A 22909-nucleotide genomic window follows, 5' to 3' on the forward strand; every position below is an offset into this window, starting at 1 on the left:
CGCAGGAGATCAGTCGGTTCCTTCGAGGGAAAGGGCATCGTGCGAACCCTGCCTTCCCGTCAGTGTCATCACGCATCATCGGCGCCCCGTCATGGCGTCGACCGCAAGGGCGGCGCCGTTTCGTGTCGCGTGATAATGACACCGGTGGCTTCCCGGCCCAGCTCACGAAACGGCAGCCCTTCGCTGCGCAGCTGTCCCACCAGGTCGTCCGCGACCAACGCGATCGCATCGTGGCTGGCGCGCCAGCGCTGCTCGAACGTGGCGAGGTCGGCGATGTAGCCATCAGGCCGCGACGCCAAGCCGGGCGTCAGATCATCGGAATCCTGGTCGACCACGGTAACTGGCCGCCCGAGGTAGAACGGCAACGCCCGCAAATAGGCATGCACCGTGAATACTTCGGTGTGCGGTCCGAGCTCCGGTTGGATGAGGCGAGCGACCGGATCCGCGGAACGCATGTCGTTCAAGGGCTGCGATGACACTAGCGTGAGCTGCCACGCGATCAAGGTGGCCAGGGCAAGCCCATGGATGGCCGTACGGCGCCGGCCGCGATGCAACGCCCAGGTGCCCACCATCGCGGCGAGCGCCATCAGCACCAAGGCCAAAGACAAGCCGCTCAACACATCCTGCAACACGGCTTTCGGGATCGCCGTGCGCGCGGCGAGCGCGATTGCCGTGGCGGTGGCGGCACCCAGGGTCGTGAGCGTGGCGACCCACCAAAAACGGCGCACCAAGGCCTGCAGCGACAGCACCGTGGCTGCACGACCCAGCAGCAGCGCCAAAGCAGGAAACACCGGCAAAATGTAGAACGGCAGCTGGGAATGCGAGAACGAAAAGAACACGAAGACCACGCCCACCCATACCAGCAGGAAGCGTTGTGCGGGACCACCGGCACCAATGGCACGCCAACTGGTTTTGCTCCACGGCAACAGCAACGTCCAGGGAAACAGGCCGAGGAGCACGACGGGGAGAAAGAACCCAAAGACCTTGGAGCGACCGTCGGCCGAGGTCAAGAACCGCGTGAAATGCTCCCGGATGAAGAAATAGTCGAAGAAATCCGGATGCAGGCGGCATATCAAAATGAACCAAGGCGCGCACAGCACCAGCAGCACCAGTACACCGGGCACGAGGGACACGCGCCGCAGTACCCCCCAGTCACGCTGCCACAGCATGAAGATGCCCAGGATCATGCCGGGCAACACCACGCCGATGAGCCCTTTGGACAGCACCGCCAAGGCCAGCGCTGCCCACATCAGCAGATTCAGTCGCGTGCGCAGATGCCGTGCGGTCGGATCGAATTGCGCGACCAGAAAACACGCCATGCCCACGGCGAGAAACGCCGCAACCCCTATATCCAGCGTATTGATATGCGCGGCAAAGACGAACAGTAACGAGCTGCCGAGGATGACGGCCGCGTAGCCGCCCGCCTCACGACCGAAAAGCCGCGCCCCGGCCCAGCCGATCGCCACGATCGCCAGCAAACCGGTAAGCGCGCACCACAGGCGTGCGCTCCACGGATGCGCACCGAAGAGCGCATAGGCCGTCGCGCTGGCCCAGTAATGCAAGGGCGGCTTGTCGAAGAAATTGAAGCCATCCAGGCGGGGCGTGATCCAATCGCCGCTCGTGAACATCTCGTGGGCCACTTCCGCATACCGTCCCTCGTCGGGTTCGGCGAGCGCACGGCCAGCCAATCCGTAGAACCAGGCCGCGAGCCATCCGATCCCCAGTAGCACGGCGGCTGCGCTGAATCGCGCGTGCCACGCACCCGCTGGACGAACATCGTTCTGAGCCATGTGCTTGACGCTCATCGAGGGTCCTTGGTGGGAAGCGATGCGACGGCCACCGATGGCGGCGCGTCGGCGCGTGCCGTGCTGTGTAGCGGGGGCATCATCGGCACCTGACACGCCGTTTCGATCAGATAGATCGGCCGCTGTTTGACCTCGGCGTACACACGGCCGAGGTATTCGCCGACCACGCCCAATGCCAGCAGTTGTAGACCGCCCAGCACCAGGACCACGACCATCAGCGAGGGATACCCTTTGACCGGATCACCCCACAGCACGGCCTTGATGAAGACCCCTGCGCCGTAGCTGAAAGCGCACACCGATGTGGCCACACCCACTGCCGTGGCCAGTCGCAGTGGCAAAATGGAAAACGAAGTGATGCCTTCCACTGCCAGATTGAACAGCCGCCAGTAGTTCCATTTGGTGCGACCCGCCTGGCGCGGGCTGCGCTGATACATGACCGCCGTATGGGGATAGCCGATCCAGCCGAACAGGCCCTTCATGAAACGTTGGCGCTCGCGCAACTGGCGCAGCGCGGCCACCGCACGCGCCGACATCAGGCGGAAATCACCGGTATCGTGCGGCACGTTGAACGCCGCCATGCGCGCCATCAATCGATAGAAGAGATGTGCCGTCGCTCGCTTGAACCAGCTCTCGCCTTCACGGTGTTCGCGAGTGGCGTAAACCACGTCGTAGCCATCGCGCCAGCGTGTCAGCAGGTCCGGAATGAGTTCGGGGGGATCTTGCAGATCGGCATCAATGATGACGATGGCATCGGCCTCATCCGTCACGGCGTCGAGACCCGCGGTCAGTGCGGCTTCCTTGCCGAAGTTGCGGCTCAAGCGCAGCGTGCCGATGCGCGGGTCTTGGCCCATCAGCCGGTTGAGTACGAGCCATGTGCCATCGCGACTTCCGTCATCGACATAGATCACCCGCGCATCGAGCGCCATCCCATCGAGCACGCCGACAAGACGCGCATGAAACAGGGGGAGCACTTCCGCTTCGTTGTACGCGGGCACCACAACGGTGAGGCGGATCGGGGCCACGAATATCCCTGCGCGCTATGACATCCGCGGCACAGTAGCGAGCGAGGCTCGTGCTGCCCCTCAACCATTTCTCAACTGTTCGTTAAGACACACTCGATGCGTCGATTCGCAACACTGCGAACGATTGTCGCTGGGAATAAGGCCTTGCCGAGTGAGTGAACGGGGTAGATGGCAGCACACTCTGGTCAGACACATTTTTCTGTGATGGCATACCCGCATCGACTTTCTATGGAAGAAGCCCTGATGCCTGTGAGCTACGTCACCGAGGAACAACGTGAGAGCTATGGTCGATACAACGGCCCACCTTCCAGCGATGATTTGGCGCGCTATTTCCATCTCGACGATGCAGATCGTGTGTATATCGCTCGCAGGCGCGGCCACGCGAATCGTCTAGGTATCGCGTTACAGCTCACGACACTCCGTTACCTTGGCGCGTTCCTCGATGACCCACTGGATCTTCCTTCGCTGGTGCTGTCCACCGTTGCCAAACAGTTGGGGATTACGGACACCGATCCCTCCCTCCATGGCTATCGCACGGGGGAGCTACGATGGGATCATCAGAGTGATATTCGTCGTCATTGCGGCTTTGTCGAAATCACCGAACCGTCCGTCGGCTTTCGATTGGGGCGTTGGCTGTATGCGTTGTGCTGGACGGGAACGGAGCGACCCAGCGTTCTGTTTGAGCGGGCAACGGCATGGCTCTTGACACATAAGGTGCTGCTGCCCGGTCGCAGCACGCTCGAACGGTTTGTCGCCCGTGTAAAGAGTCGCGTCGAAGAGCACCTATGGCGGCGATTGGGAACCAGCCTCTCCGATGAGCAGCGCGAACGACTGGAGCGCTTGCTGACCGTGCCGGCCGGCAGCCGAAATTCGCATCTGGATCAGCTGCGATCAGGTCCCGTCCGAGTCAGTGGCCCGTCACTCATCCAAGCGCTGACCCGGCTGCAGGTGGTCCGCGAACTCGGCATCGAGCTACCTACCGTAGCCCATCTTCCGGCCAGTCGAGTCACGGCACTGGCCCGCTTTGCGGGAGCTGCCAAAGCCAGCGCGGTTAGCCGTTTGCCCGATATTCGGCGCTTGGCCACCCTGGTAGCTTTCGTGCACTGCCTGGAAGCCACCGCGCACGACGATGCCGTCGAAGTCTTGGAAATGCTACTGCGGGACGTATTTGCCACGGCACGGAAAGAGGATCGAAAGACGCGTTTGCGCACGCTGAAAGACCTTGATCGGGCTGCCACCCTATTGGCCGATGCCTGCCAAGTGGTGTTGGACACCACACTCCCTGACAAGACGTTGCGCAAGACGCTGTTCGCCAAGGTGCCTCGTGACATCCTTGCACGGGCGCTTCAGGAAGTGAGCAACTTGGTGCGGCCACCCGACGATGTGTTTTATAGCGAACTGAGTGAGCGCTACCGACGCATTCGCCGCTTTCTGCCCTTCGTCTTGGAGAACCTTCGTTTCGGAGCAAGTCCGGCGGGTGAGGCGGTTGTTGCTGCCTATGAGTGGCTTCGTACGCACCCCGGACGATTCAAGGTCGATGACGATGTCCCTCGCGAGGTGATTCGCAAACGCTGGCAGCGCTATGCAGTACGCGAGGACGGCAGTATCGATCACCGGGCCTATACCTTCTGCGTGCTCGATGAACTGTACACGTCATTGCGCCGACGTGACGTGTTCGTCGCTCCCAGCTGGAAGTATGCCGATCCGCGCGCAGGCTTGCTCAACGGCAATGAATGGGAAACCGCGCGTCCCATCATTTGCCGCACGCTGGGTCTATCACCGACACCCTCGCCGACGCTCCTCGCGATCACCAAAGAACTGGATGACACCTATCGAGCAGTCGCTTCCCGACTGCCGGACAACCCAGCCGTGCGCTTCGAAGGAACGAACGAATTGGTCGTCAGTTCCCTCGACAAGCTCGAAGAACCCGCGTCCCTTCTGGCATTGCGCACCGCGGTCAATGCGCGTCTTCCGCGTGTGGACATCGAGGAAATTTTGCTGGAGATCGCCGCGCGTACCGGTTTCACCGATGCCTTCACGCATCTCACTGAACGCTCCGCTCGCGCCGCGGATCTCCCGATCAGTATCTGCGCCGTCTTGCTGGCCGAAGCGAGCAATACCGGATTCGAACCACTCATTCGCTCGGATATGGCCGCCCTGAAGCGGTCGCGTCTGTCGTGGGTCGACCAGAATTACTTCCGCAACGACACCATCACACCGGCCAATGCCATCTTGGTGGCGGCCCAGAACCGCTTGGTACTCGCCCAGCAGTGGGGAGGGGGAGAGGTGGCTTCGGCCGACGGCATGCGCTTCGTCGTTCCCGTGCGCACCGTCCATGCCGCCGCCAACCCGAAGTATTTTGGTCGAGAGCGCGGCGTGACTTGGTACAACCTGATCTCTGATCAGTTCAGCGGCCTCAATGACATCACCGTGCCGGGCACGTTACGCGACAGCTTGATCTTGCTGGGCGTCGTGCTGGAACAGCCGACCGAATTGCAACCGACCCAGATCATGACCGACACCGGCGCCTACAGCGATGTGGTGTTTGGATTATTCCGTCTATTGGGGTATCGATTCTGTCCGCGCTTGGCCGATGTCGGCGGCACGCGGTTTTGGCGTATTGATGCGCAGGCGGACTATGGTGATCTCAACGCCGTGGCACGCCAGCGTGTGAACATGCCATTGATCGAGCAGCAGTGGGATGACATTCTGCGGCTCGTGGGCTCGTTGAAACTGGGGTGCGTATCGGCAAACGGCATCATGCGGACCTTGCAGATTGGCGACCGTCCCACTCGCCTGGCACAAGCATTGGCGGAGTTTGGAAGGATTGAAAAAACGCTACATACGCTGACCTATATCGACGACGAAGCGAAACGACGCGGAACACTGACTCAGCTCAATCGCGGTGAAGGACGCCACAGCGTTGCGCGTGCGATCTTTCATGGAAAACGCGGCGAACTTCGGCAGCGCTACCAAGAAGGTCAGGAGGACCAGCTAGGGGCGCTGGGTCTGGTACTCAACATGGTTGTCTTGTGGAACACCATCTACATGGAGGCGGCATTGGACCAGTTACGTCAAGAAGGCTTTCCCGTACGCGATGAGGATGTCGCACGACTCTCGCCGCTAACCCACGACCACATCAACATGCTTGGACGGTATTCCTTTGCCGTGCCCGAGGCCGTAGCCCGCGGGGAGTTGCGTCCGTTACGGAATCCGGACGATGGCGAGGATGACTGACGGGGAGATGTCATCATCCGAAAAACATCTAAATCAATGTTTTTAAGTGGTAATTTTCCCTTATCCCGGTTTTCCGTTCCATTGCTCCCCGAACCCCGACGAGCAACGCGCGATCGCGAAGCCCCTGCTGGGCCTGCTCGTGGGCAGTCTTTTCGTCGTGCAGGGCGACATCGGTGCGCTGCAGCTGCGTACTGAGCGCCGTGGCCTCTTGACGGTGCTGCTCTATGGTCGCCGTTAGTGTTTGGCGTTCCGCAGCGAAGCGCTCCTGTGCCGCGGTGATCCGGACTTCGGCCTCCTCGTGCAGGCGTTCGGCCAGCCGTCCAACCAGATCCTGTAAGGCGTCACTGATCGCCACCGCCGCGCCGGCGCGCGGTCCATCCTCGGCTTCCAGCTCCTTCAGATAGCGGTGGATGGTGGTCTTGGAACCGGTATTACCCAAGGCCACCCGTAGCGCGTCGACCGACGGATGCTTTCCTTGCGCCAACAGACTGTCTCGCGCCTTCTGGACCTCGGTCTTGTACAAGCCGCCACGTGCCATGTCGGTCTCTCGATGGATTTCGTAATGTATTACATACCATGTAATTACATACCAATCAACGACGAAAAATGCGAGAACTGAACGCCATTTCTCAGGCGGGATAATGTTGGATTATCCCGCCTGATGGCGCTCAGACGCGAAAAAAGCGCCCGACTCCCGTACAGATGCCAGACATGGAGCGTCTAGCCAGTACGGTTCGGCATTAGTCGAGCGCTCAGACCATGTAACCAATGTCGGAGGCGCCGGTTGGATAGGCGAAGATCGTGTTCTTCAGGTCCGCCGCGGTGAGATCGTGGCGGATCGCGAGTGCGAAGAGATTGATGACTTCCTCGGCATGCGGACCCACGAGATGGGCACCCAAAATGCGATCACTGGCCTCGTCCACCAACACCTTGAATCCGTAGACGGGCTCGGCCGCTTGGCGCGCGGTGAACCAGTCCGAGGCCCTTTGCGATTTCATCTTGAACTTCAGCCCTTGTTCGCGGGCTTTGGCTTCGCTCAGCCCCACGGTCGCCATGGGCGGGATCGTGAAGACGACGCTCGGCACACCTCGATAATCAGGTTGTCGATGATTGCCTTTGAGGAGATTGGCCGCCACCACGTGGGCGTCGTGGCTCGATACGGGTGTCAACGGCGGTCCTACCTGGGCGGCGTCTCCCGCCGCGAAAACGGCAGGATTGGACACGCTCTGCAGGTACTCGTTGAGAATCAGGCGGCCGTGATCGTTGACGATCCCTGCCGCTTCGAGGTCAAGCGACGCCAGTGCAGGCGCTCGCCCGGCGGCGTGAACGACGAGATCGGCATCGGTCGTCGTTGTCGCACCATGGGAGGTTGAACGCACACGGTAGCCGGTGGCTGTTTTTTCGACCGCGGTGACCGTGGTCTCCAGCCGTACATTTACGCCGATAGTATCGAATGCCTGCATGAGCCAGGCGACGAGGTCGGGATCAAAGCCATTCAATAGGCGCGCGCCATGCTGAAGAATGGTCACCTGCGCACCGGCGCGAGCCGCGATGTGCGAGAACTCGGCAGCGATGTAACCGCCACCGACGAGCACGATGCGTCGTGGCAGCGCGGGCAACGCCAGGAAGTCCTCGTTGGTGACCAGATGCTCCTCGCCCGGGATATGCAATTTGACGGGCTCCGCACCGGAGGCAATCACTACGTGTTTGGCATCGAGGATGTCCCCATCAATCTCGATGGTGTTGGGCCCCGTGAACCGCGCTTGCCCATGATAGGTATCGATCCCTTTTTCGCGATATCGACGTTCATGGTTCGCCGGCACGGGATCGGTGAAGCTGCGTTTGAACGCCATCAAATCGGGCCAATCGATCGTGACGTTTCCGGCCACGCCCTTGCCCTGCATCCGACGGACGTGGTCGGTGGCATCCACACCGCCAATGAGCATCTTTTTGGGATCACAGCCACGCAAGGCGCAGGTGCCACCGAAGGGACGGCGATCGATAACCGCAACGCGCCAACCAGCTGCGCGTATCCGCATCGCAGCCACCATGGCCGCTGTTCCGGTACCGATCACGACGAGATCATACGGTTTGATCATGACGCTCTCCTTTAACTAACGATAAGGGGGTCGTTGCCCGTAACGCGTGAAGGCCATACATGCTTCAGAACGCAGCGATTCGGGTGCGTAGGAATGTCTCATCCAGTTCGGACAGTTCCGCCAAGTTCTTCAGTGCTGGCAGGCGGCGTACCTCATCCATGGCCATCGGAAAATCCAGGCGGGGATTGATGCGGTGGTAGGCCGAGCCGAGCAGGCCTGCCGCCAACAGATTGATGTACTGCGACTGGCTTTCGTTGACAACGCTGTGGAAATGCGCGCCCCAAGCCAGGCGCCCACCGCTACGCAAGCGATCCGGGTCGTAGGGCATGGCGCATTGTTCACCGGTGCCCACCGACAGTACGGCCAGTTGTTCCAGACAGGTGGCGCCAAGATCGTAAGGCGGTGCAATGCCGCGACGACTCGGGCGGCTGAACCGGAACGCCTCGACCACACCCAGCAGTGCGGGATTGTTGGCATACAGCCCACCGTCGACGAGGTCGGCCAGATGGTCCGTCGAATGGGCAGCGAAGAAGGTTGGTGCAGCGGACGTGGCCAGCGCCAGTTCGGCGAGGCGATCATCGTCGCGCCATACCCCTGACTTGACATAGTCGCTCCGAAACAGATGAGGTCGAGCGTTGATCAGCGAGACCGCAGTGACGCAGACATCGGTCTGCACCTCAGCTAGCGTCAGGTTGCCGAAAAAGGCTTGCATGGCCTCACGTAACGCATCCCTGCGGTAACGGGGGCGGAAGTTCCCGATCCACCCGAAGCGCCGCATCGCTGAGCCGAAGATGCGTGGCAGATGTGCCTCGTACAACGCCGATATCTCGCTGACCGGTCGGCCGAGCGCCAGTGCCAGAGCGATGATCCCGCCGGTCGAGGTGCCGCAGATGAGGTCGAACCGGGCACCCAAAGGAAGCACGACGCCGGTCAGTGTATTCAGATACCCCTCGACGCGTTCGAGAATCTTGAGGGTCAGGTATCCGCGAGCGCCACCGCCATCCAGCGTCAGCACCGAAAACAACGAGGTTGCGGTATCAGCATGAGGCGTTGCGGGCGGCACGGGATTCATGGGTGACAGAGCCTTTAGCTCTGAGCCTGATCCGTCTCGTTACTTTCCGGGGAAGGCGTGGCCGCCGGCACCGTTTCGTGCTCGGCGCGCGCCGAGAAACGCTGCAAGCACGCCGGGCCGCAGAAGTGCGCGACGTAGGCCATACCTTCCGGCGTCAGCGCGGCGCTCAGTGGAATCTCTGTGCAACAGATCGCGCAATTGACGATGGGGGTGTGGAGCGTATTCATGGGGAGGTCCCCCTGCGGTCGAGGTCTCGTGATCAGCGCACCGTTGGCCGGCGACACCGTCATGGCCGCTTCCGCAAGGCTCGCAGCGCGCTCGTCAACGACAGAATGAATAGTGTGGCTAACCCGAGGATGGCAACACCGAAGTGGTTGCTGAGCGCAGCACCCGCGGCTGTCCCTGACAGGAGGAGTGCCAACAGCGGAAGGTGGCAAGGACACGTCAACAATGCGAGCACACCCCAGGCGTAGGCTCGCCCACGCGAGGTGTGTGTTGCTCCGTTGAGATCGGTATTACGCATGGGTGCTTTCCGCTTCAGCACGCGAAGACTGGGCAGTCACCATCGTCACCAACTGCCGGTCCAGCAGCGCCAGCGTCTCGCGTCGTGCCGCAATCCACAAATGTAGGCGCGCCAGGCATCCCTCGACATCGGTGGTACCGCGGTCCAGCGCGTGACACAGGCGAACCAATTCATCCAGACCGACGCCGGCCTCGAAGGCCATGCGCACGCAGCGCAGCCGCGCCAAGGCTAGGCCATCAAAGATGCCGTAGCCACTCTGTGTGCGCCACGCTGGGTGGACCAAGCCACGCAGCACGTAGTCGCGCACCACGTGAACGCTCACGCCAGCGTCCTGCGCCAGTTTGGATATCGTGTAGGCGGTCACGGTCGTCTCACTTCGATACTCGCCTTGCCGCGTTCCTCATTGAAGGAACGCGGCTTCAGGAAGGCAGCGCGGCATGCCGCGCTGCAAACCGGTTCGGAATCCTGTCCGTCCTCAAACGCGAATACCGAGTCGTAAGGAATCCACGTACCGCAAACAACGCACTCGACCACTGGCAGGCTGCAACAGCTCATGGTTCCACCTTCCTTACGGTTATCCCGCGCAGCACGACAGCTGTTTTACATCCTTGGTGAAGGTCTGCGCCGCCAGCTTCAAGCCCTCGACCATCGTCAGGTAGGGGAACAACTGGTCGGCGAGCTCCTGCACCGTCATGCGTGCCCGGATGGCAAGTGCAGCCGCTTGGATGATCTCGCCCGCTTCGGGCGTGACCGCCTGTACCCCGATGAGCCGGCCATTGCCGGCCTCGGCGACCAGCTTGATAAACCCGTGGGTGTCGAAGTTGACGAGCGCCCGTGGCACGTTGTCGAGGGAAAGCGTGCGGCTATCGGTCTCGGTGCCTTTCAAGTGCGCTTCGGCTTCCGACAAGCCCACGGTGGCTACTTGCGGATCGGTGAACACCACTGCCGGCATGGTCGTGAGATCCAGGGTCGCTGCGCCGCCCGTCATGTTGATGGCTGCGCGTGTGCCGGCGGCCGCTGCCACGTAGACGAATTGCGGTTGGTCGGTGCAATCGCCAGCGGCGTAGATGTGCGGCGCGCTGGTGCGCATACCGCGGTCGATCACGATGGCGTTCTGGGCATTGACGGCAATACCCGCGGCATCCAGCGCGAGAGCGCGCGTATTGGCAGTGCGGCCGGTCGCGACGAGCAACTGATCGGCACGCACTTCACCGTGTCCGGTGGCGAGCACGAATTCACCGTTCGTATACGCGACCAGGCTCGCTTGCGTGTGCTCCAAGACGTCGATGCCTTCGGCGCGGAACGCCGTCGTGATGGCCTCACCGATCGCTGGGTCTTCACGGAAGAACAAGGTGCTGCGAGCCAGGATCGTCACGCGACTGCCCAGCCGGGCAAACGCCTGCGCCAGTTCCACGGCGACCACGGACGAGCCGATGACGGCGAGCCGTGGTGGAATGGTGCCGCTCACCAGTGCTTCGGTAGACGTCCAGTACGGCGTGTCCTTCAAGCCCGGGATGGGCGGAACCGCCGCGCTGGCACCGGTGGCGATCAGGCAGCGATCGAAGGACACCTCCGTTTCATCCCCCACCGTCGACCTGACGACCAGGGTGTTCGCGTTCTTGAAACGCGCTTCGCCACGCAGCAGCTGGATATTGGGGCTAGTGTCGAGAATGCCCTCGTACTTGGCGTGACGCAGTTCGTCGACACGACCTTGCTGTTGGGCGAGCAGTCGGTCACGCCGAACCACCGGCGCCGTACTGGAGATGCCGTCATCGAACGGACTGGTCCGGCGCAGGTGCGCCACGTGCGCGGCACGGATCATGATCTTCGATGGCACGCAACCGATATTGACGCAAGTGCCGCCGATGGTGCCGCGCTCGATGACCGTCACCTGAGCGCCGAGTTCCGCGGCCTTCAGTGCCGAAGCCATGGCCGCACCGCCCGTGCCGATGACAGCGACACGCAGACGCTGCTCGGTATCGGTGGGCTTGGTGTCGCCATCGCCGCGAGGCTTGAACAAACCGCCCAACGAGTCTAGTGCCTGATTGAGCTTGGACGGCTTGGCCGCGGGTGTGTCGGCGTGCGATGGCGGGGCTGCGGCGACGCGGTAGTTTTTTGGCAAGGTCGCGTTGAGTTGATCCAGACTCATGGGCTGGATGCTGCGGATGTGCGCCACGCCTTGCGGGTAGGCGACATCGGCCGCGACGATGTCGGTGAGTGTCTTGAGCGCCTTTTCGACATGCCGGGCGCAATCCGCACAGGTCATGCCGGTTACGGAGAGGGTCTGTTCGTTCATGATGTTCCTGGCAAATAAGCATGCGTCGCTTCGGTTTCGAGCAGAGCGGCACATCGTTGAATCGATAAAAAGGCCGTACCAACCATCACGGTCACGGTATGGCCCCGATCAGCAGCAATAGGGCACGACGACGATCAACAGAAGCACAATGCCAATGACGATCGCTGCCGTGATGAGGTCGGTTTTCTTGGCCATCAGCCACGCCTTCATGTGTTTCATCTCCAGATGCGATGCCAAGGGGCCTAGCCGTTGGCTATTCGCGGGCTCGATCCAAGACCAAGTCAGCGGAAGGCCATGGCGGCCACTCAACAACAAGTGGGGTCCGGGTTCGCTCCGCCGTGACCTTTTCCTGGCGGCGATACCAGATCCCAGATCGATACCCCTACCATCAGCACCAGGCCGGGATAGAGCAACCACGCCGTGGGCAAACCCATGCTGCTCATGAGCAAGGCAGCCGCCAGCACCAGAACGGGACCGACCATGCCAAGGACCATCCGCAGCCATTGCCGGTGGCGAAGTCCGCCGATCACGTTGGCCAGCAAGGCGATGACGGCGAACAGCGGCAGCAGGTAATGGATGAACACGCTCTCGTACTGGCTCAAAAAGCCCAGCCCGATGGCGGCACCCAGGCTGGCAAGGGCGGGAAAGCACGCCGCACAGCCCATCGCCGTGACGATGGCACCGATCACGCCGGCCTTGTCGGCCGTGCGTGTGAGAGGATTAGTTAGGGACATAGGAATGACCTTGGACGCTTCAGTTCTTAACGGTGGAGGGGTAGCCCGCATCCGTCGTGGCACTGATGAGTGCCTGGGTGCTGGTCTTGGCGTCATCGAAGGTCACGACGGCTTCCTTCTTGTCGAACAGGATCTCGGTCTTTTCGACACCGGGAACCTTGGACAGCGCTTTCTTGACGGTGATGGGGCACGTGGCACATGTCATGCCGGACACCGACAGAGTGGCGGTCTTCGTAGCCGCCCAGGCAGGGGCAGAAACGACGGTGGCAAGAACGATGAGAGCGGCAAGTTTCTTCATGGGTGGATCCTCCGACGGGTCAGTAAAACAGCGGGGCGAGATAGGGGAAGGTCAGCGCCACGAGCACCAGGGCTGCGACGATCCAGAACAACACTTTGTAGGCCGTCTTGACTTGCGGCACAGCGCAGACGTCACCGGGCGCGCAGGCCGCTGCAGGCCGGTAGATGCGTCGCCAGGCAAAAACCATTGCGATCAGCGCCGCGCCGATAAAGTACGGGCGGTACGGCTCAAGCACGGCCAAATTGCCGATCCAGGCGCCACTGAACCCGAGAGCGACCAACACCAGTGGACCCAAGCAACAGGTCGACGCAAGAAGTGCGGTAAGACCGCCGGCCAGAAGCGCGCCAGAACCGGTTTTCTTGGGACTTTGTGTGGTGGTTTCCATGGATGATCCAGATGAGTGAGGAATCTACGGGAGCACTCTATTCGCGTACTTAGGTACAGAGTCAAGCGTCAATTTCTGGACGGCGACCCACGCGGCGATCCGCGACGACCAGCCGGCGTGCCAGCAGGGTGTGCAGACACGCTACAAGATCGAATTTCCCGTCAATGGCCAGCGCCGCCGCATGCGCGACTGCCAGATCGCGCTCATCGATCAGCGCAGCGATGCAGACAAAGCTCGCTGGGTCCAGGCTAGCCATCGCCACCTCGCTGCCGTCGCGCCACAGCGCGACCTGTTCACCGCGCCCATCCAGCTGCAGCCGCTCACCCCCAGGGGCGTTGGTGTAATGCCAGATCGTCAGCACCGGGTGCGCACTGGTCAGCAGGCGCAAGCTGGGATGTAACCGAATGGGCAACGATATTGTCTCGTCGAACGTGGCCGGATCCAGCGCCGATGCCTCGGCGGCCAGCGCGGACTGCTGCCGTAGCCACTCCAACTGCGCCACATCGGGCAAATAGGTAAGCGCTGCTGCTTCAGGCATCGTGGCGAGAAACGCGGCGAAGGCGTCTCCGAACGTCTGCAGGTTGCCGTGCGTCGACGGATGGTGCAGGCAATAACGCGTCGCTGCAGCCTCAAAGAAAGCTTCACCAACCAACGCCCTCACCGCGGGGTACGTGGTACGCAGCGTTTCGATCTGCGTACCGGCGATGGCGTTGCAATACACCTGTAATCTCGCAGCGGAGGTGAGGCCGGCACCGACAACCCATTGCGCGACGACGTCGTCGCCACGATGAAGCATGGCATCGGCGAAACCGCGTTGCAGCTCAAGCAGTGTGGGCACGGCAGGCATCGAGCAGCGCCTCGGCGCGAGTGGCTTCCGCCAGCAACACCTCAAGTTCGGGAATATCCTGATCCCATTCGACCAGCGTGGGGACGCGGCCGAACAGATCCAGCGCCTTGGCGTAGAGCGCCCAGACGTCCTCGTCGACCGGCCGGCTATGGCTGTCGATGAGCAGCGGTACCGCGAGACCAGTCTTGCGGGTGAAGCCGGCAAGGTGAATTTCGCGCACCGCCACGCGCGGCATCGCGCTCAGGTAGGCGTACGCGTCGAAGCCGTGGTTGATGCTGTTGACGTAGACGTTGTTGACGTCGAGCAGCAGGCCGCAGCCGCTACGGCGCACCAACTCGGCGACGAACGCCCACTCGCTCATCTCGGCATGCTGGAACGTGAGGTAGCTGGAGACGTTCTCGACCAGGAACTCGCGGCCCAGTGTGTCCTGTACCTGCTGCACGCGTGCCACCATCAGGTCCAGCGCCTCGCGGGTGAACGGCAGCGGCAACAGATCGTTGAAGTGGGTGCCGTCGATCGCGCCCCAGCAGATGTGATCGGAAACCAGACCCGGCTCATAACGCTGCACCAACATGCGCAGCTGCGCCAGATGCTTGTCGTCGAAGGTGTCGGCCGATCCCAGCGAGAGACCCACGCCGTGCAGGCTCAGCGGGTAGTCGGCACGCACGCGTTCGAGGACGTCAAGGGCGGCGCCGCCCGCGCCGAAGAAATTTTCACTGTGCACTTCGAACCACGGCACGCGTGGATGCTCGTCCAGTACGCGTTGCATGTGGGGGGCACGCAGACCGACCCCGGCCGCAGCCGGGATCGGTCGCGTCGCGAGCGTGCTCGCATCGTGCATCACGGCGCTGCTCAGCCCTTTTGCGCCGGTTCGAGCTTGCCACCGTCGATTTTCTCGCAAAGACCCTTGGGTACCGCGACAAAGGAGTTTGGATCGCGGGCCTTGGTGTCCTGACCGGCGCAGGAGTGACCCGGCGTTTTGCAATTGTTCTTGTGCGCGGCGTTGATGCCGTAGCATTTCTCCATATTGCTCATCGACATCGTTTTGCTCTGCATGGCTGCAGCCGATGCGACCGTGGTTAGACCCAACGTGAGTCCTCCCGCCAGAACCGATTTCAGAATGGCTGCGGTGTTCATTCTCAACTCTCCAGTACGTGGCCAGAAACCCTCTGGCCTTCTTTGAAGGTGACACGCGGAACGCATGCGGAAACATTTTCCATACCGACCAGCGACCTCCTCATCTTCGAATCGCGCGACCGGTCATTGCCCGCCAATGTCACAGAGCCTACTGCCGTACTTTGGTACGACATCAAGCATGGGTTCCAAGACCCACGGAAGCCTTGGCCGACGCCTACTGTCCGTCTTGACCCGGCCTGAGATGGAAGGTCGGATGTGCGCATGCGATTTCCGTGATGATGTCGTTTAGCAGCTGGCGTGCTTCCTGTTCGCAGCCTCCGCAGCCACCCGAGCAACCGGTGAGCCATTGCAATTCTTCGAAACTGCGCACCCCCGCCACCACCGCGTGGCGGATGTCCTCCTCGGTCACGCTGTTGCACACGCAAACGTCATTCATGATCCAGCTCGCGTGGCGGGGCCGTCCTGTCGTAGCCTGAGACGCAGCGGATCGCAGACGTCGCCCCCTGCATTAGCCTGAGGCACGGAGTCGTATCCACGATCCACGGTGCGAATTCGGCACGTCAACCCGCGTCCTCGGGTAGGAGCGTTGCGGGCGTCAACCACGCATCCAGCTGCGACAATGCCTGTGATCCGAGATACCGCTGGAATGTGTTTCGCGCCACCCCGAGTAGCCGTGCAAGCCGGGCTTCGATGGGCATGGCTTCGTCCGCCACAAGAACCTCTTGCAGCGCACACGCGAGATCGCATTGCAGCGCGGCCCCATCGGGCAACGCAATGCGCGCGCGTGACAGCCGTTGGACGAGACGAGCGGCGATGGTGTGTGCCTCCTGCTGACTGAGCTGATCGACCGTCTCGTGCTGGTACCAGGACGAAGGGTTCGGAAAAGTAGCAAGCAACGCCAACGACGACGCAGCAGCTACCAAAGCAACATGGCTGTCACCGCCGAGGGCCGCACGCAAGAGGCCGATCTGCTGGTCGACCTCAAGCTCACGCAACCATTCGATCGCGATCACGTCACCGCGATGGTGCAGCCAGGCTTCAGCAATATCAGGGTGAACGTCCAGGCGTGCCAATACGGGTTTGGCAAGGCACCCGCAACCGATCTGCGGCACCGCCTCGCACACGAGCGGCACCGAGTAGATGCCAACGGACACGGACATGGACTTCTCCAAAGGGATGAACCGGGCGTAAGCTACTTCCGTAGTCATATACGGAGTCAACCGGTATGGAACATAGTGCAGAGTCATTGACCATCGGCGCGTTCGCCAAAAGCGCCGGGGTCAACTTGGAAACCATCCGGTTCTACCAACGCAAGGGTCTGCTCCCGGAACCGGATAAACCGTATGGCAGCATCCGGCGCTATGGTGGTGTGGATGTCGCTCGGGTGAAATTCATCAAATCCGCGCAACGGCTGGGTTTCAGCCTCGACGAAATCGCACAACTGCTCACCTTGGAGGATGGCACCCATTGCAGCGAGGCGGCGGAATTCGCCTCGCGGCATCTGGTCGACGTGCGCGCGCGCCTGAAAGACCTCAAGCGCATGGAGACGGTCCTGTCCCGACTGGTGGCTCAGTGCGATTCGCGTCGCGGCACGATTGCCTGTCCCCTGATTGCCTCGTTGCACAGCCGTTGAGATGAACGATTCGCCGCCGCCGTCGATCGATCGGTACCTCGCCGCCGCCACGCGCGCCAATACCCGGCGCAGCTATGCGTCGGGGGTGCGTCATTTCGAAGTTACCTGGGGTGGCCACTTGCCGGCCACGGCCGACAGCGTGGCGCGCTATCTGGCCGCCTATGCTGGCACGCTGTCGACCAATACGCTCAAACAGCGCCTCGCTGCACTTGCGCAATGGCACACCGCGCAGGGCTTTGTCGATCCGACGGGTGCACCCGTCGTCAAACAGGTGCTCAAGGGAATCCAGGCCCTGCATCCAGCGATGGAAAAGCGGGCCGAGCCTCTGCAACTGACCCAACTAGCCACGGTTGTCGATTGGCTTGACCTGGTCATCGAAGGTGCGCTTGGACGGAACGACGGTGCCGCAGCTCTTCGGTACCGTCGCGATCGCGCCCTGATTCTGCTCGGCTTCTGGCGTGGCTTCCGCGGCGACGAGCTGATCCGCCTGCAGGTGGAGCATCTGCAGCTTGTGCCAGGTCAGGGCATGACCTGCTTTCTGCCTCGCACGAAGGGCGATCGTCAGCACGAGGGCACCACGTTTCGCGTTCCGGCGCTGTCGTGCTGGTGCCCGGTCACGGCCACGATGGACTGGATCGCTGCCGCGCAGCTTACCCACGGACCGTTATTTCGCCAGGTCGATCGTTGGGGTCACGTGCCGGAGCGCCCGCTGCACGTCAATAGCATCATTCCCCTAATGCGCCGCTTGTTCACTCTGGCCGGCCTGTCCACCCCGGATCTCTACAGCGGTCACTCGCTGCGCCGGGGCTTTGCCGGCTGGGCCAACACCAACGGCTGGGATGTGAAAGCGTTAATGGAATACGTCGGCTGGAAAGACGTGCACTCGGCCATGCGCTACCTCGACGGAAACGACCCGTTTGCGCAAGCTCGCATCGAGCGCGGATTAACCGATGGAGCTACCTTGCAGGTGGGGCACGATGGCATCTAACACGCACCGCCTGGCGATCCTTATTGGCGACGCACGGGGGCACGGAATGAGCGCAACCCCGCCATGCGCTCGACTCAACCGCGCGCCTAGCCGGCAGAGCAGCGCAACCGCACTGAAGATCATCTGAGCCTGTGAAAAGTTCTCAAGTTCCCGAGCACCGGAGAAACACCCATGCCTCGATCAGACGATGACCGTTTTGGTATGCCCGCCACTGCATTCGAGGCAGCATTAGATAGCCATGGACGGGATAACCCGGTCATCCGGGCCGGCATGTATGTGCCCACCCGGCGCGAAGTGGCCACGCTTGAGGCGGCGGCATTGGCTCCGATCGTGATCGACTGGATGTGGGAAAGCCCCTCGGAGCTGATCCCGAACAATGAACAGATCGGTGATCTACGTGCCATTTTGCTGTCACGGCCCGACGCGGATCAGCCGAGCATCCAGCAACTTATTGTGGAATGCGACGACTACCTGAAAGTGTGATGGAACCGGCGCCTGAGCGCCGCTATCGGCTAGGTCACCATGGCATCGATCGAACGGACTGCATACCCGCGCTTCAAACGTCATCCTTCGACCGATGAACTCGAACAGATCTATACCCCCACCGATGACGAACTCTCGCTGGCCACCAGACAAGTTCGAGAGCCCGCCCGCCGTCTGAGCTTCTTGCTCCTGTTGAAGGGGTTTCAGCGGCTGGGCTACTTCCCCGTCGTGGATGACGTGCCTCTGGCGATCATGCGATGCGTTCGCGATGCCTTGCGTCTGAGCGGCCATGCACGCCCGGCCGTTCTTGAACCACGCACGCTCTATCGGTACCACGCTGCCATCCGCCGATGGTTGGGCGTGACAGCCTTCCGCGACCGCGGCATGCACGTCGCCGCCCGCGCCATGGGAACGGCCGCCCAGGTGATGGATCATCCGGCGGATCTGATCAACGCATCGATCGAGCAGCTCATCAAAGACAAGATCGAGCTGCCGGCCTTCAGTACGCTGGATCGGATGGCACGGCGAATCCGTGCCTTGGTCAACCAGCGACTGTTCAACCGGGTTCTACCCCGTTAACGCGGACACTTCTAAGAAGACCGATCATGGTCAAAAAGGAGTGTCATGTCCAAGCGAAGAAAGTTCAGCGAAGAGTTCAAGCGTGAGGCCGTCGGCCTAACCCGGCAGCCGGGCGCGCAGCTCAGTCAGGTGGCCCGCGATATTGGCGTGGGTGCGGGGGTTCTGGGCCGGTGGCGGCGCGAGTTGGAGACCGACAAGGCGAAGGCCTTCGCCGGCTCGGGCGTGCCGCGCGACCAGGAGATGGCGACCCTCAAGCGCGAGCTGGCCCGGGTGAAGAAGGAGAGAGATTTTTTGCGCGATGCGGCAGCGTTCTTCGCCAGGGAATCGAGCTGAAGTATCAGACGATCCAACGCTGTCGCGGTCTCTACCCTGTCCAGCTGATGTGTCGATGCCTGAAGGTGTCGACCAGCGGCTTTCATGCCTGGAACAAACGACCGTTGAGCGCTCGTGCCACCGACAATCAGCGGTTGCTGACGCGCATTCGAGAGCTCCATGCCGCCAGCGATGGCGTGATGGGCATGCCGCGCATGCATGAGGATCTGTCCTATGCCGGCGAGACGGCCAGCCGTAATCGTGTCGCCCGGCTGATGGCCAGGGATGGCTTGTTCGGGGTGCCGCAGAAGCGTTCGTGGCAGCGCAAGCGCACGGGCGTGCGGCCAGATCACGTCCAGAATCACCTCGAACGTGACTTCTCGGCGCTGGAGCCCAACACGAAGTGGGTGACTGACATCACCTACATCCACACCGCCGAGGGGTGGCTGTATCTGTGCACCGTGCTCGACCTGTTCAACCATCAGATCGTCGGATGGTCGATGTCCGATATTCAGGATAGGCACATGGTGATCAAGGCGGTACTGATGGCTTGCTGGCAGCGTCCTGATCGAGAGCCATTGGTGCTGCATTCGGATCGCGGCACGCAATTTACCAGCGGCGAATATCAGCGTTTTCTCACGGATCACAACATCCAAAGCAGCATGAGCGCGGTCGGTCATTGTGCGGACAACGCGGCAGCCGAGGGCTTCTTCGGCATGATCAAACGCGAACGCGTCCATCGTCGCCGCTACCTGACTCTGGCCGAGGCAAGGTCCGACGTCTTTGACTATATCGAGCGCTTTCACAATCCCCGAATGCAACGCAGAATCGAGGTTCGGGACCGGGCCTTTACGGCCTTAACTCAACTGTCCGCGAAAACGGGGTAGAACCCACCTGGTCCAACAACGCCTGTCGCCGTCCGACATCAGCCAGCTGGACGCGTTGCTCGATGTCGAGTCCGGCCGTCGCCAGAGTCCGCTTCAGCTGATCAAGCAATTGCCCAAGCGCTCTTCGCTGCAACATTTCCAGCGACTGATCGAGCATATTGCCAGGCTCTCGAATCTGGTCGGTGAAGCCCACCTCCTGGCCGGCGTACCCGAGACCAAAATCAAGCATTTTGCGGCGGAAGCGAAAGCGTTGGATGCCGCCGAACTGCGGGATTTCGGTCCGCCCAAACGGCACCTGCTGCTGCTCAGCCTCATTCACCGGGCCCGCATTCAGGCCCGAGACGACTTGGCCGCGATGTACATCAAGCGGATGAACAATCTGCATCGTCGTGGCAAGGAGGAGTTGGACCGGCTGCGTGTCCGCCATCGCGAGAAGACCGAGACCATCGTTGCCACTCTCACCGACGTCATCCAGGTGCTGGATACGCACCCGAGCGACACCGAGGCGGGGCGTGAAATCCGGCAGCTCTTGAGCAAGCGAGGCGGTATCGAGGTGCTGCAGGAAGATTGCGCTGCGATCAATGCGTACAGTGGCGACAACTACTACCCGTTGCTATGGAAGTTCTTCAAGAGCCACCGGCCTACGATCTATCGCATGGTCCGGCTTCTTGAGCTATCCACGACCAGCGAAGATCGTTCGCTGGTGGAGGCCCTGGCGCTGGTGCTGGAACACGAATCCCGTCGCGGTGACTGGATCGACGAGCCCGTTGATCTGGCGTTTGCCAACGAGCGATGGCGGCGTGTCGTGTCCCATCGGGCCGAGGACGGCACCGTTCGTCTGCACCGCCGGCACCTTGAGGTGTGCGTCTTTTCCTGCCTGGCCAACGAGCTGAAGACCGGCGACATGGCAATCGGCGGCTCCGAGGAATATGCCGACTATCGTGGCCAGCTTTTGACCTGGGACGAATGCGAAAGCCGACTGGCCGATTACTGCGGCCAGTTGGGCTTGCCCGCCGATGCCGCGCTGTTTGTTGCGCAACTACGGGAGGAACTCACCCGCACGGCGGAAGAGATCGATGCCGCGTATCCGGACAACAATCAGATCGTGATCGATGACCGTGGGGTTCCCGTTCTCAAGCGCGTTGTCGCCAAGGAGCCCACCGAATCGGCCAAGGCGCTGGAGACCGCCATTCTTCAACGTATGCCCGAGCGCAACATTCTCGACATCCTGTGCAACGTCGCCCATTGGGTGAATTTCCCTCGACATTTTGGTCCGCTCTCCGGCTCCGATCCCAAGCTCGAACGCGCCACCGAACGCTACGTCCTGACCACGTTCACCTATGGCAGCAATCTGGGGCCCGTGCAGGCGGCACGGCATTTCCGGGGCGCGGTGACACCGCACATGCTCTCTTTCGTCAATCGCAGGCATATCAACGGCAAGAAATTGGACCTGGCGATCAAGGACATCATCAACGCCTACAACACCCTGCACCTGCCTAAGGTGTGGGGAGACGGGAAGAGTGCCGCCGCCGACGGCACGAAGTACGACATGCGCGATCAGAATCTGATGGCCGAGTACCACATCCGTTATGGCGGCTACGGCGGCATCGCCTACCACCATGTCTCCGATACCTATGTCGCGCTGTTCTCCCACTTCATCCCGTCCGGCGTGTGGGAGGCGATTTACATCATCGAAGGCTTGTTGAAGAACAAGTCCGATATTCAGCCCGACACGGTGCATGCCGATACCCAGGGACAGTCGGCGCCGGTCTTTGCACTGTCGCACCTGCTTGGCATAAAGCTGATGCCACGTATCCGCAATTGGCAGGATCTGAAGTTCTTTCGCCCTTCCGCCGAGACGCGCTACGAACACATCGACTCGCTGTTCAAAGACACCATCGACTGGGCGCTCATCGAAACCCACTGGAAGGATTTGATGCGGGTGGTGCTGTCGATCACCGCCGGCAAGATTTCATCCGTGACACTGTTGCGCAAACTGGGCAACAACAGCCGCAAGAATCGGCTCTATCAGGCATTCCGCGAGTTGGGTCGTGTGGTACGCACCAACTTCCTGTTGCGCTACATCTCCGACTTGGACTTGCGCGAGAAAATCACGGCCTCAACCAACAAGGTCGAAGCCTACAATGGCTTCGCCAAGTGGAACTTCTTCGGCGGGGAAGGGGTGATCGCCGACAACGATCCCGAAGAGCAGGAGAAGACAGTCAAGTACAACGATCTGGTCACCAACGCGATCATTTTCAGCAATGCGGTGGACCTCACACGCATTCTTCGTGAACTGGCGACCGAGGGACTGAAGCCGAAGCGAGAGGACGTCGCCATCATGAGTCCGTATATGACCGGTCACATTAAGCGCTTCGGTGACTATCTGATCGATATCGAAGCTGTTCCCGATCCCTTTGTGGTGGAACTCATGCTGGAATAGCCGCAGTCCGTTCAGCCGGGCGAACGCTGAGCTCTCAAGCTAAATTTCTAGCCAAGCTTCTGAAAGAGCATTCCTTTTCAGAACAAGTGTCCCATTTTTACACGTATCTCGGCTGGACCCCTTGGCAGA

20 protein-coding genes and 4 pseudogenes are annotated in these 22909 nt (G+C 61.3%); 7 read left to right on the plus strand and 17 right to left on the minus strand.

Annotation, left to right across the window (positions count from 1 at the left end):
- Window positions 1-89: 89 nt before the first annotated feature.
- Together AC3WJB_RS16005 and AC3WJB_RS16010 are read right to left on the minus strand one after the other, a co-directional pair.
- A complete protein-coding gene (locus AC3WJB_RS16005; protein WP_027484973.1) occupies window positions 90-1805 on the minus strand; it encodes a glycosyltransferase family 39 protein in 1716 nt (571 codons plus the stop codon).
- Window positions 1802-2827: a glycosyltransferase family 2 protein gene (locus tag AC3WJB_RS16010; protein ID WP_007509096.1), complete on the minus strand. Its 1026-nt coding sequence runs from the start codon at window positions 2825-2827 to the stop codon at window positions 1802-1804. The genes AC3WJB_RS16005 and AC3WJB_RS16010 overlap by 4 nt, the downstream gene beginning before the upstream one ends.
- Before the next feature lie 243 nt (window positions 2828-3070).
- On the opposite strand from AC3WJB_RS16010, the gene AC3WJB_RS16015 reads away from it, so the two are divergent.
- Window positions 3071-6064: a Tn3 family transposase gene (locus AC3WJB_RS16015; protein WP_027484971.1), complete on the plus strand. Its 2994-nt coding sequence runs from the start codon at window positions 3071-3073 to the stop codon at window positions 6062-6064.
- Window positions 6065-6173: 109 nt separating this feature from the next.
- Here AC3WJB_RS16015 and AC3WJB_RS16020 read toward each other — a convergent pair.
- From AC3WJB_RS16020 to AC3WJB_RS16090, 15 genes and pseudogenes are all read right to left on the minus strand, one after another.
- Window positions 6174-6602 (minus strand): annotated as a pseudogene (locus tag AC3WJB_RS16020) (DNA-binding protein); the annotation flags it as partial.
- 214 nt (window positions 6603-6816) lie between these two features.
- On the minus strand, window positions 6817-8163 hold the full coding sequence (locus AC3WJB_RS16025; RefSeq protein ID WP_068098887.1) for a dihydrolipoyl dehydrogenase family protein: 1347 nt from the start codon (window positions 8161-8163) through the stop codon (window positions 6817-6819).
- A 64-nt stretch (window positions 8164-8227) separates the two neighbouring features.
- Window positions 8228-9235 (minus strand): CBASS cGAMP-activated phospholipase, encoded by a 1008-nt coding sequence (locus tag AC3WJB_RS16030; RefSeq protein ID WP_027489498.1) that lies wholly within the window; start codon window positions 9233-9235, stop codon window positions 8228-8230.
- A 14-nt stretch (window positions 9236-9249) separates the two neighbouring features.
- Entirely contained in the window at window positions 9250-9462 is a 213-nt protein-coding gene (locus tag AC3WJB_RS16035) for a DUF3330 domain-containing protein (protein ID WP_231378297.1), read from the minus strand.
- A 59-nt stretch (window positions 9463-9521) separates the two neighbouring features.
- Window positions 9522-9758 (minus strand): broad-spectrum mercury transporter MerE, encoded by a 237-nt coding sequence (merE, locus tag AC3WJB_RS16040; RefSeq protein WP_082824047.1) that lies wholly within the window; start codon window positions 9756-9758, stop codon window positions 9522-9524.
- A complete protein-coding gene (merD, locus tag AC3WJB_RS16045) occupies window positions 9751-10122 on the minus strand; it encodes a mercuric resistance transcriptional repressor MerD (RefSeq protein ID WP_027489499.1) in 372 nt (123 codons plus the stop codon). The genes merE and merD overlap by 8 nt, the downstream gene beginning before the upstream one ends.
- 210 nt (window positions 10123-10332) lie before the next feature.
- A complete protein-coding gene (gene merA, locus AC3WJB_RS16050; protein WP_027489500.1) occupies window positions 10333-12054 on the minus strand; it encodes a mercury(II) reductase in 1722 nt (573 codons plus the stop codon).
- Window positions 12055-12359: 305 nt separating this feature from the next.
- Entirely contained in the window at window positions 12360-12788 is a 429-nt protein-coding gene (gene merC, locus AC3WJB_RS16055; protein WP_027489501.1) for an organomercurial transporter MerC, read from the minus strand.
- A 19-nt stretch (window positions 12789-12807) separates the two neighbouring features.
- A complete protein-coding gene (gene merP, locus AC3WJB_RS16060; RefSeq protein ID WP_027489502.1) occupies window positions 12808-13086 on the minus strand; it encodes a mercury resistance system periplasmic binding protein MerP in 279 nt (92 codons plus the stop codon).
- Between the two features lie 19 nt (window positions 13087-13105).
- Window positions 13106-13471 (minus strand): mercuric ion transporter MerT, encoded by a 366-nt coding sequence (merT, locus tag AC3WJB_RS16065; RefSeq protein ID WP_027489503.1) that lies wholly within the window; start codon window positions 13469-13471, stop codon window positions 13106-13108.
- Between the two features lie 61 nt (window positions 13472-13532).
- Entirely contained in the window at window positions 13533-14318 is a 786-nt protein-coding gene (locus tag AC3WJB_RS16070) for an HvfC/BufC N-terminal domain-containing protein (protein WP_027489504.1), read from the minus strand.
- Window positions 14293-15159 (minus strand): MNIO family bufferin maturase, encoded by an 867-nt coding sequence (gene bufB, locus AC3WJB_RS16075; RefSeq protein WP_027489505.1) that lies wholly within the window; start codon window positions 15157-15159, stop codon window positions 14293-14295. The genes AC3WJB_RS16070 and bufB overlap by 26 nt, the downstream gene beginning before the upstream one ends.
- Window positions 15160-15170: 11 nt before the next feature.
- Window positions 15171-15455, minus strand: a complete 285-nt coding sequence (locus AC3WJB_RS16080) for a BufA1 family periplasmic bufferin-type metallophore (protein ID WP_027489506.1) — start codon at window positions 15453-15455, stop codon at window positions 15171-15173.
- 214 nt (window positions 15456-15669) lie between these two features.
- Entirely contained in the window at window positions 15670-15891 is a 222-nt protein-coding gene (locus AC3WJB_RS16085; RefSeq protein WP_037114706.1) for a (2Fe-2S)-binding protein, read from the minus strand.
- 124 nt (window positions 15892-16015) lie between these two features.
- Window positions 16016-16615 (minus strand): hypothetical protein, encoded by a 600-nt coding sequence (locus tag AC3WJB_RS16090; RefSeq protein WP_231378299.1) that lies wholly within the window; start codon window positions 16613-16615, stop codon window positions 16016-16018.
- A 65-nt stretch (window positions 16616-16680) separates the two neighbouring features.
- On the opposite strand from AC3WJB_RS16090, the gene merR reads away from it, so the two are divergent.
- The 6 genes and pseudogenes from merR to AC3WJB_RS16120 all read left to right on the plus strand — a co-directional run.
- On the plus strand, window positions 16681-17088 hold the full coding sequence (gene merR / locus AC3WJB_RS16095) for a mercury resistance transcriptional regulator MerR (RefSeq protein WP_027489508.1): 408 nt from the start codon (window positions 16681-16683) through the stop codon (window positions 17086-17088).
- A 1-nt stretch (window position 17089) separates the two neighbouring features.
- A pseudogene (locus tag AC3WJB_RS16100) lies at window positions 17090-18034 on the plus strand (site-specific integrase); the annotation flags it as partial.
- Between the two features lie 213 nt (window positions 18035-18247).
- Complete coding sequence (locus tag AC3WJB_RS16105) at window positions 18248-18559, plus strand: hypothetical protein (protein ID WP_037114708.1); 312 nt, start codon at window positions 18248-18250, stop codon at window positions 18557-18559.
- A gap of 39 nt (window positions 18560-18598) precedes the next feature.
- A pseudogene (locus AC3WJB_RS16110) lies at window positions 18599-19135 on the plus strand (DUF4158 domain-containing protein); the annotation flags it as partial.
- Window positions 19136-19183: 48 nt separating this feature from the next.
- A protein-coding gene (locus tag AC3WJB_RS16115; protein ID WP_153021708.1) for an IS3 family transposase occupies window positions 19184-20337 on the plus strand; the annotation gives its coding sequence in 2 pieces (ribosomal slippage) (window positions 19184-19424 and window positions 19424-20337; 1155 coding nt in all).
- Window positions 20338-20347: 10 nt separating this feature from the next.
- Window positions 20348-22780, plus strand: a pseudogene (locus AC3WJB_RS16120) (Tn3 family transposase); the annotation flags it as partial.
- Window positions 22781-22909 lie beyond the last annotated feature (129 nt).

This window comes from Rhodanobacter sp. FW510-R10 (assembly GCF_058781105.1).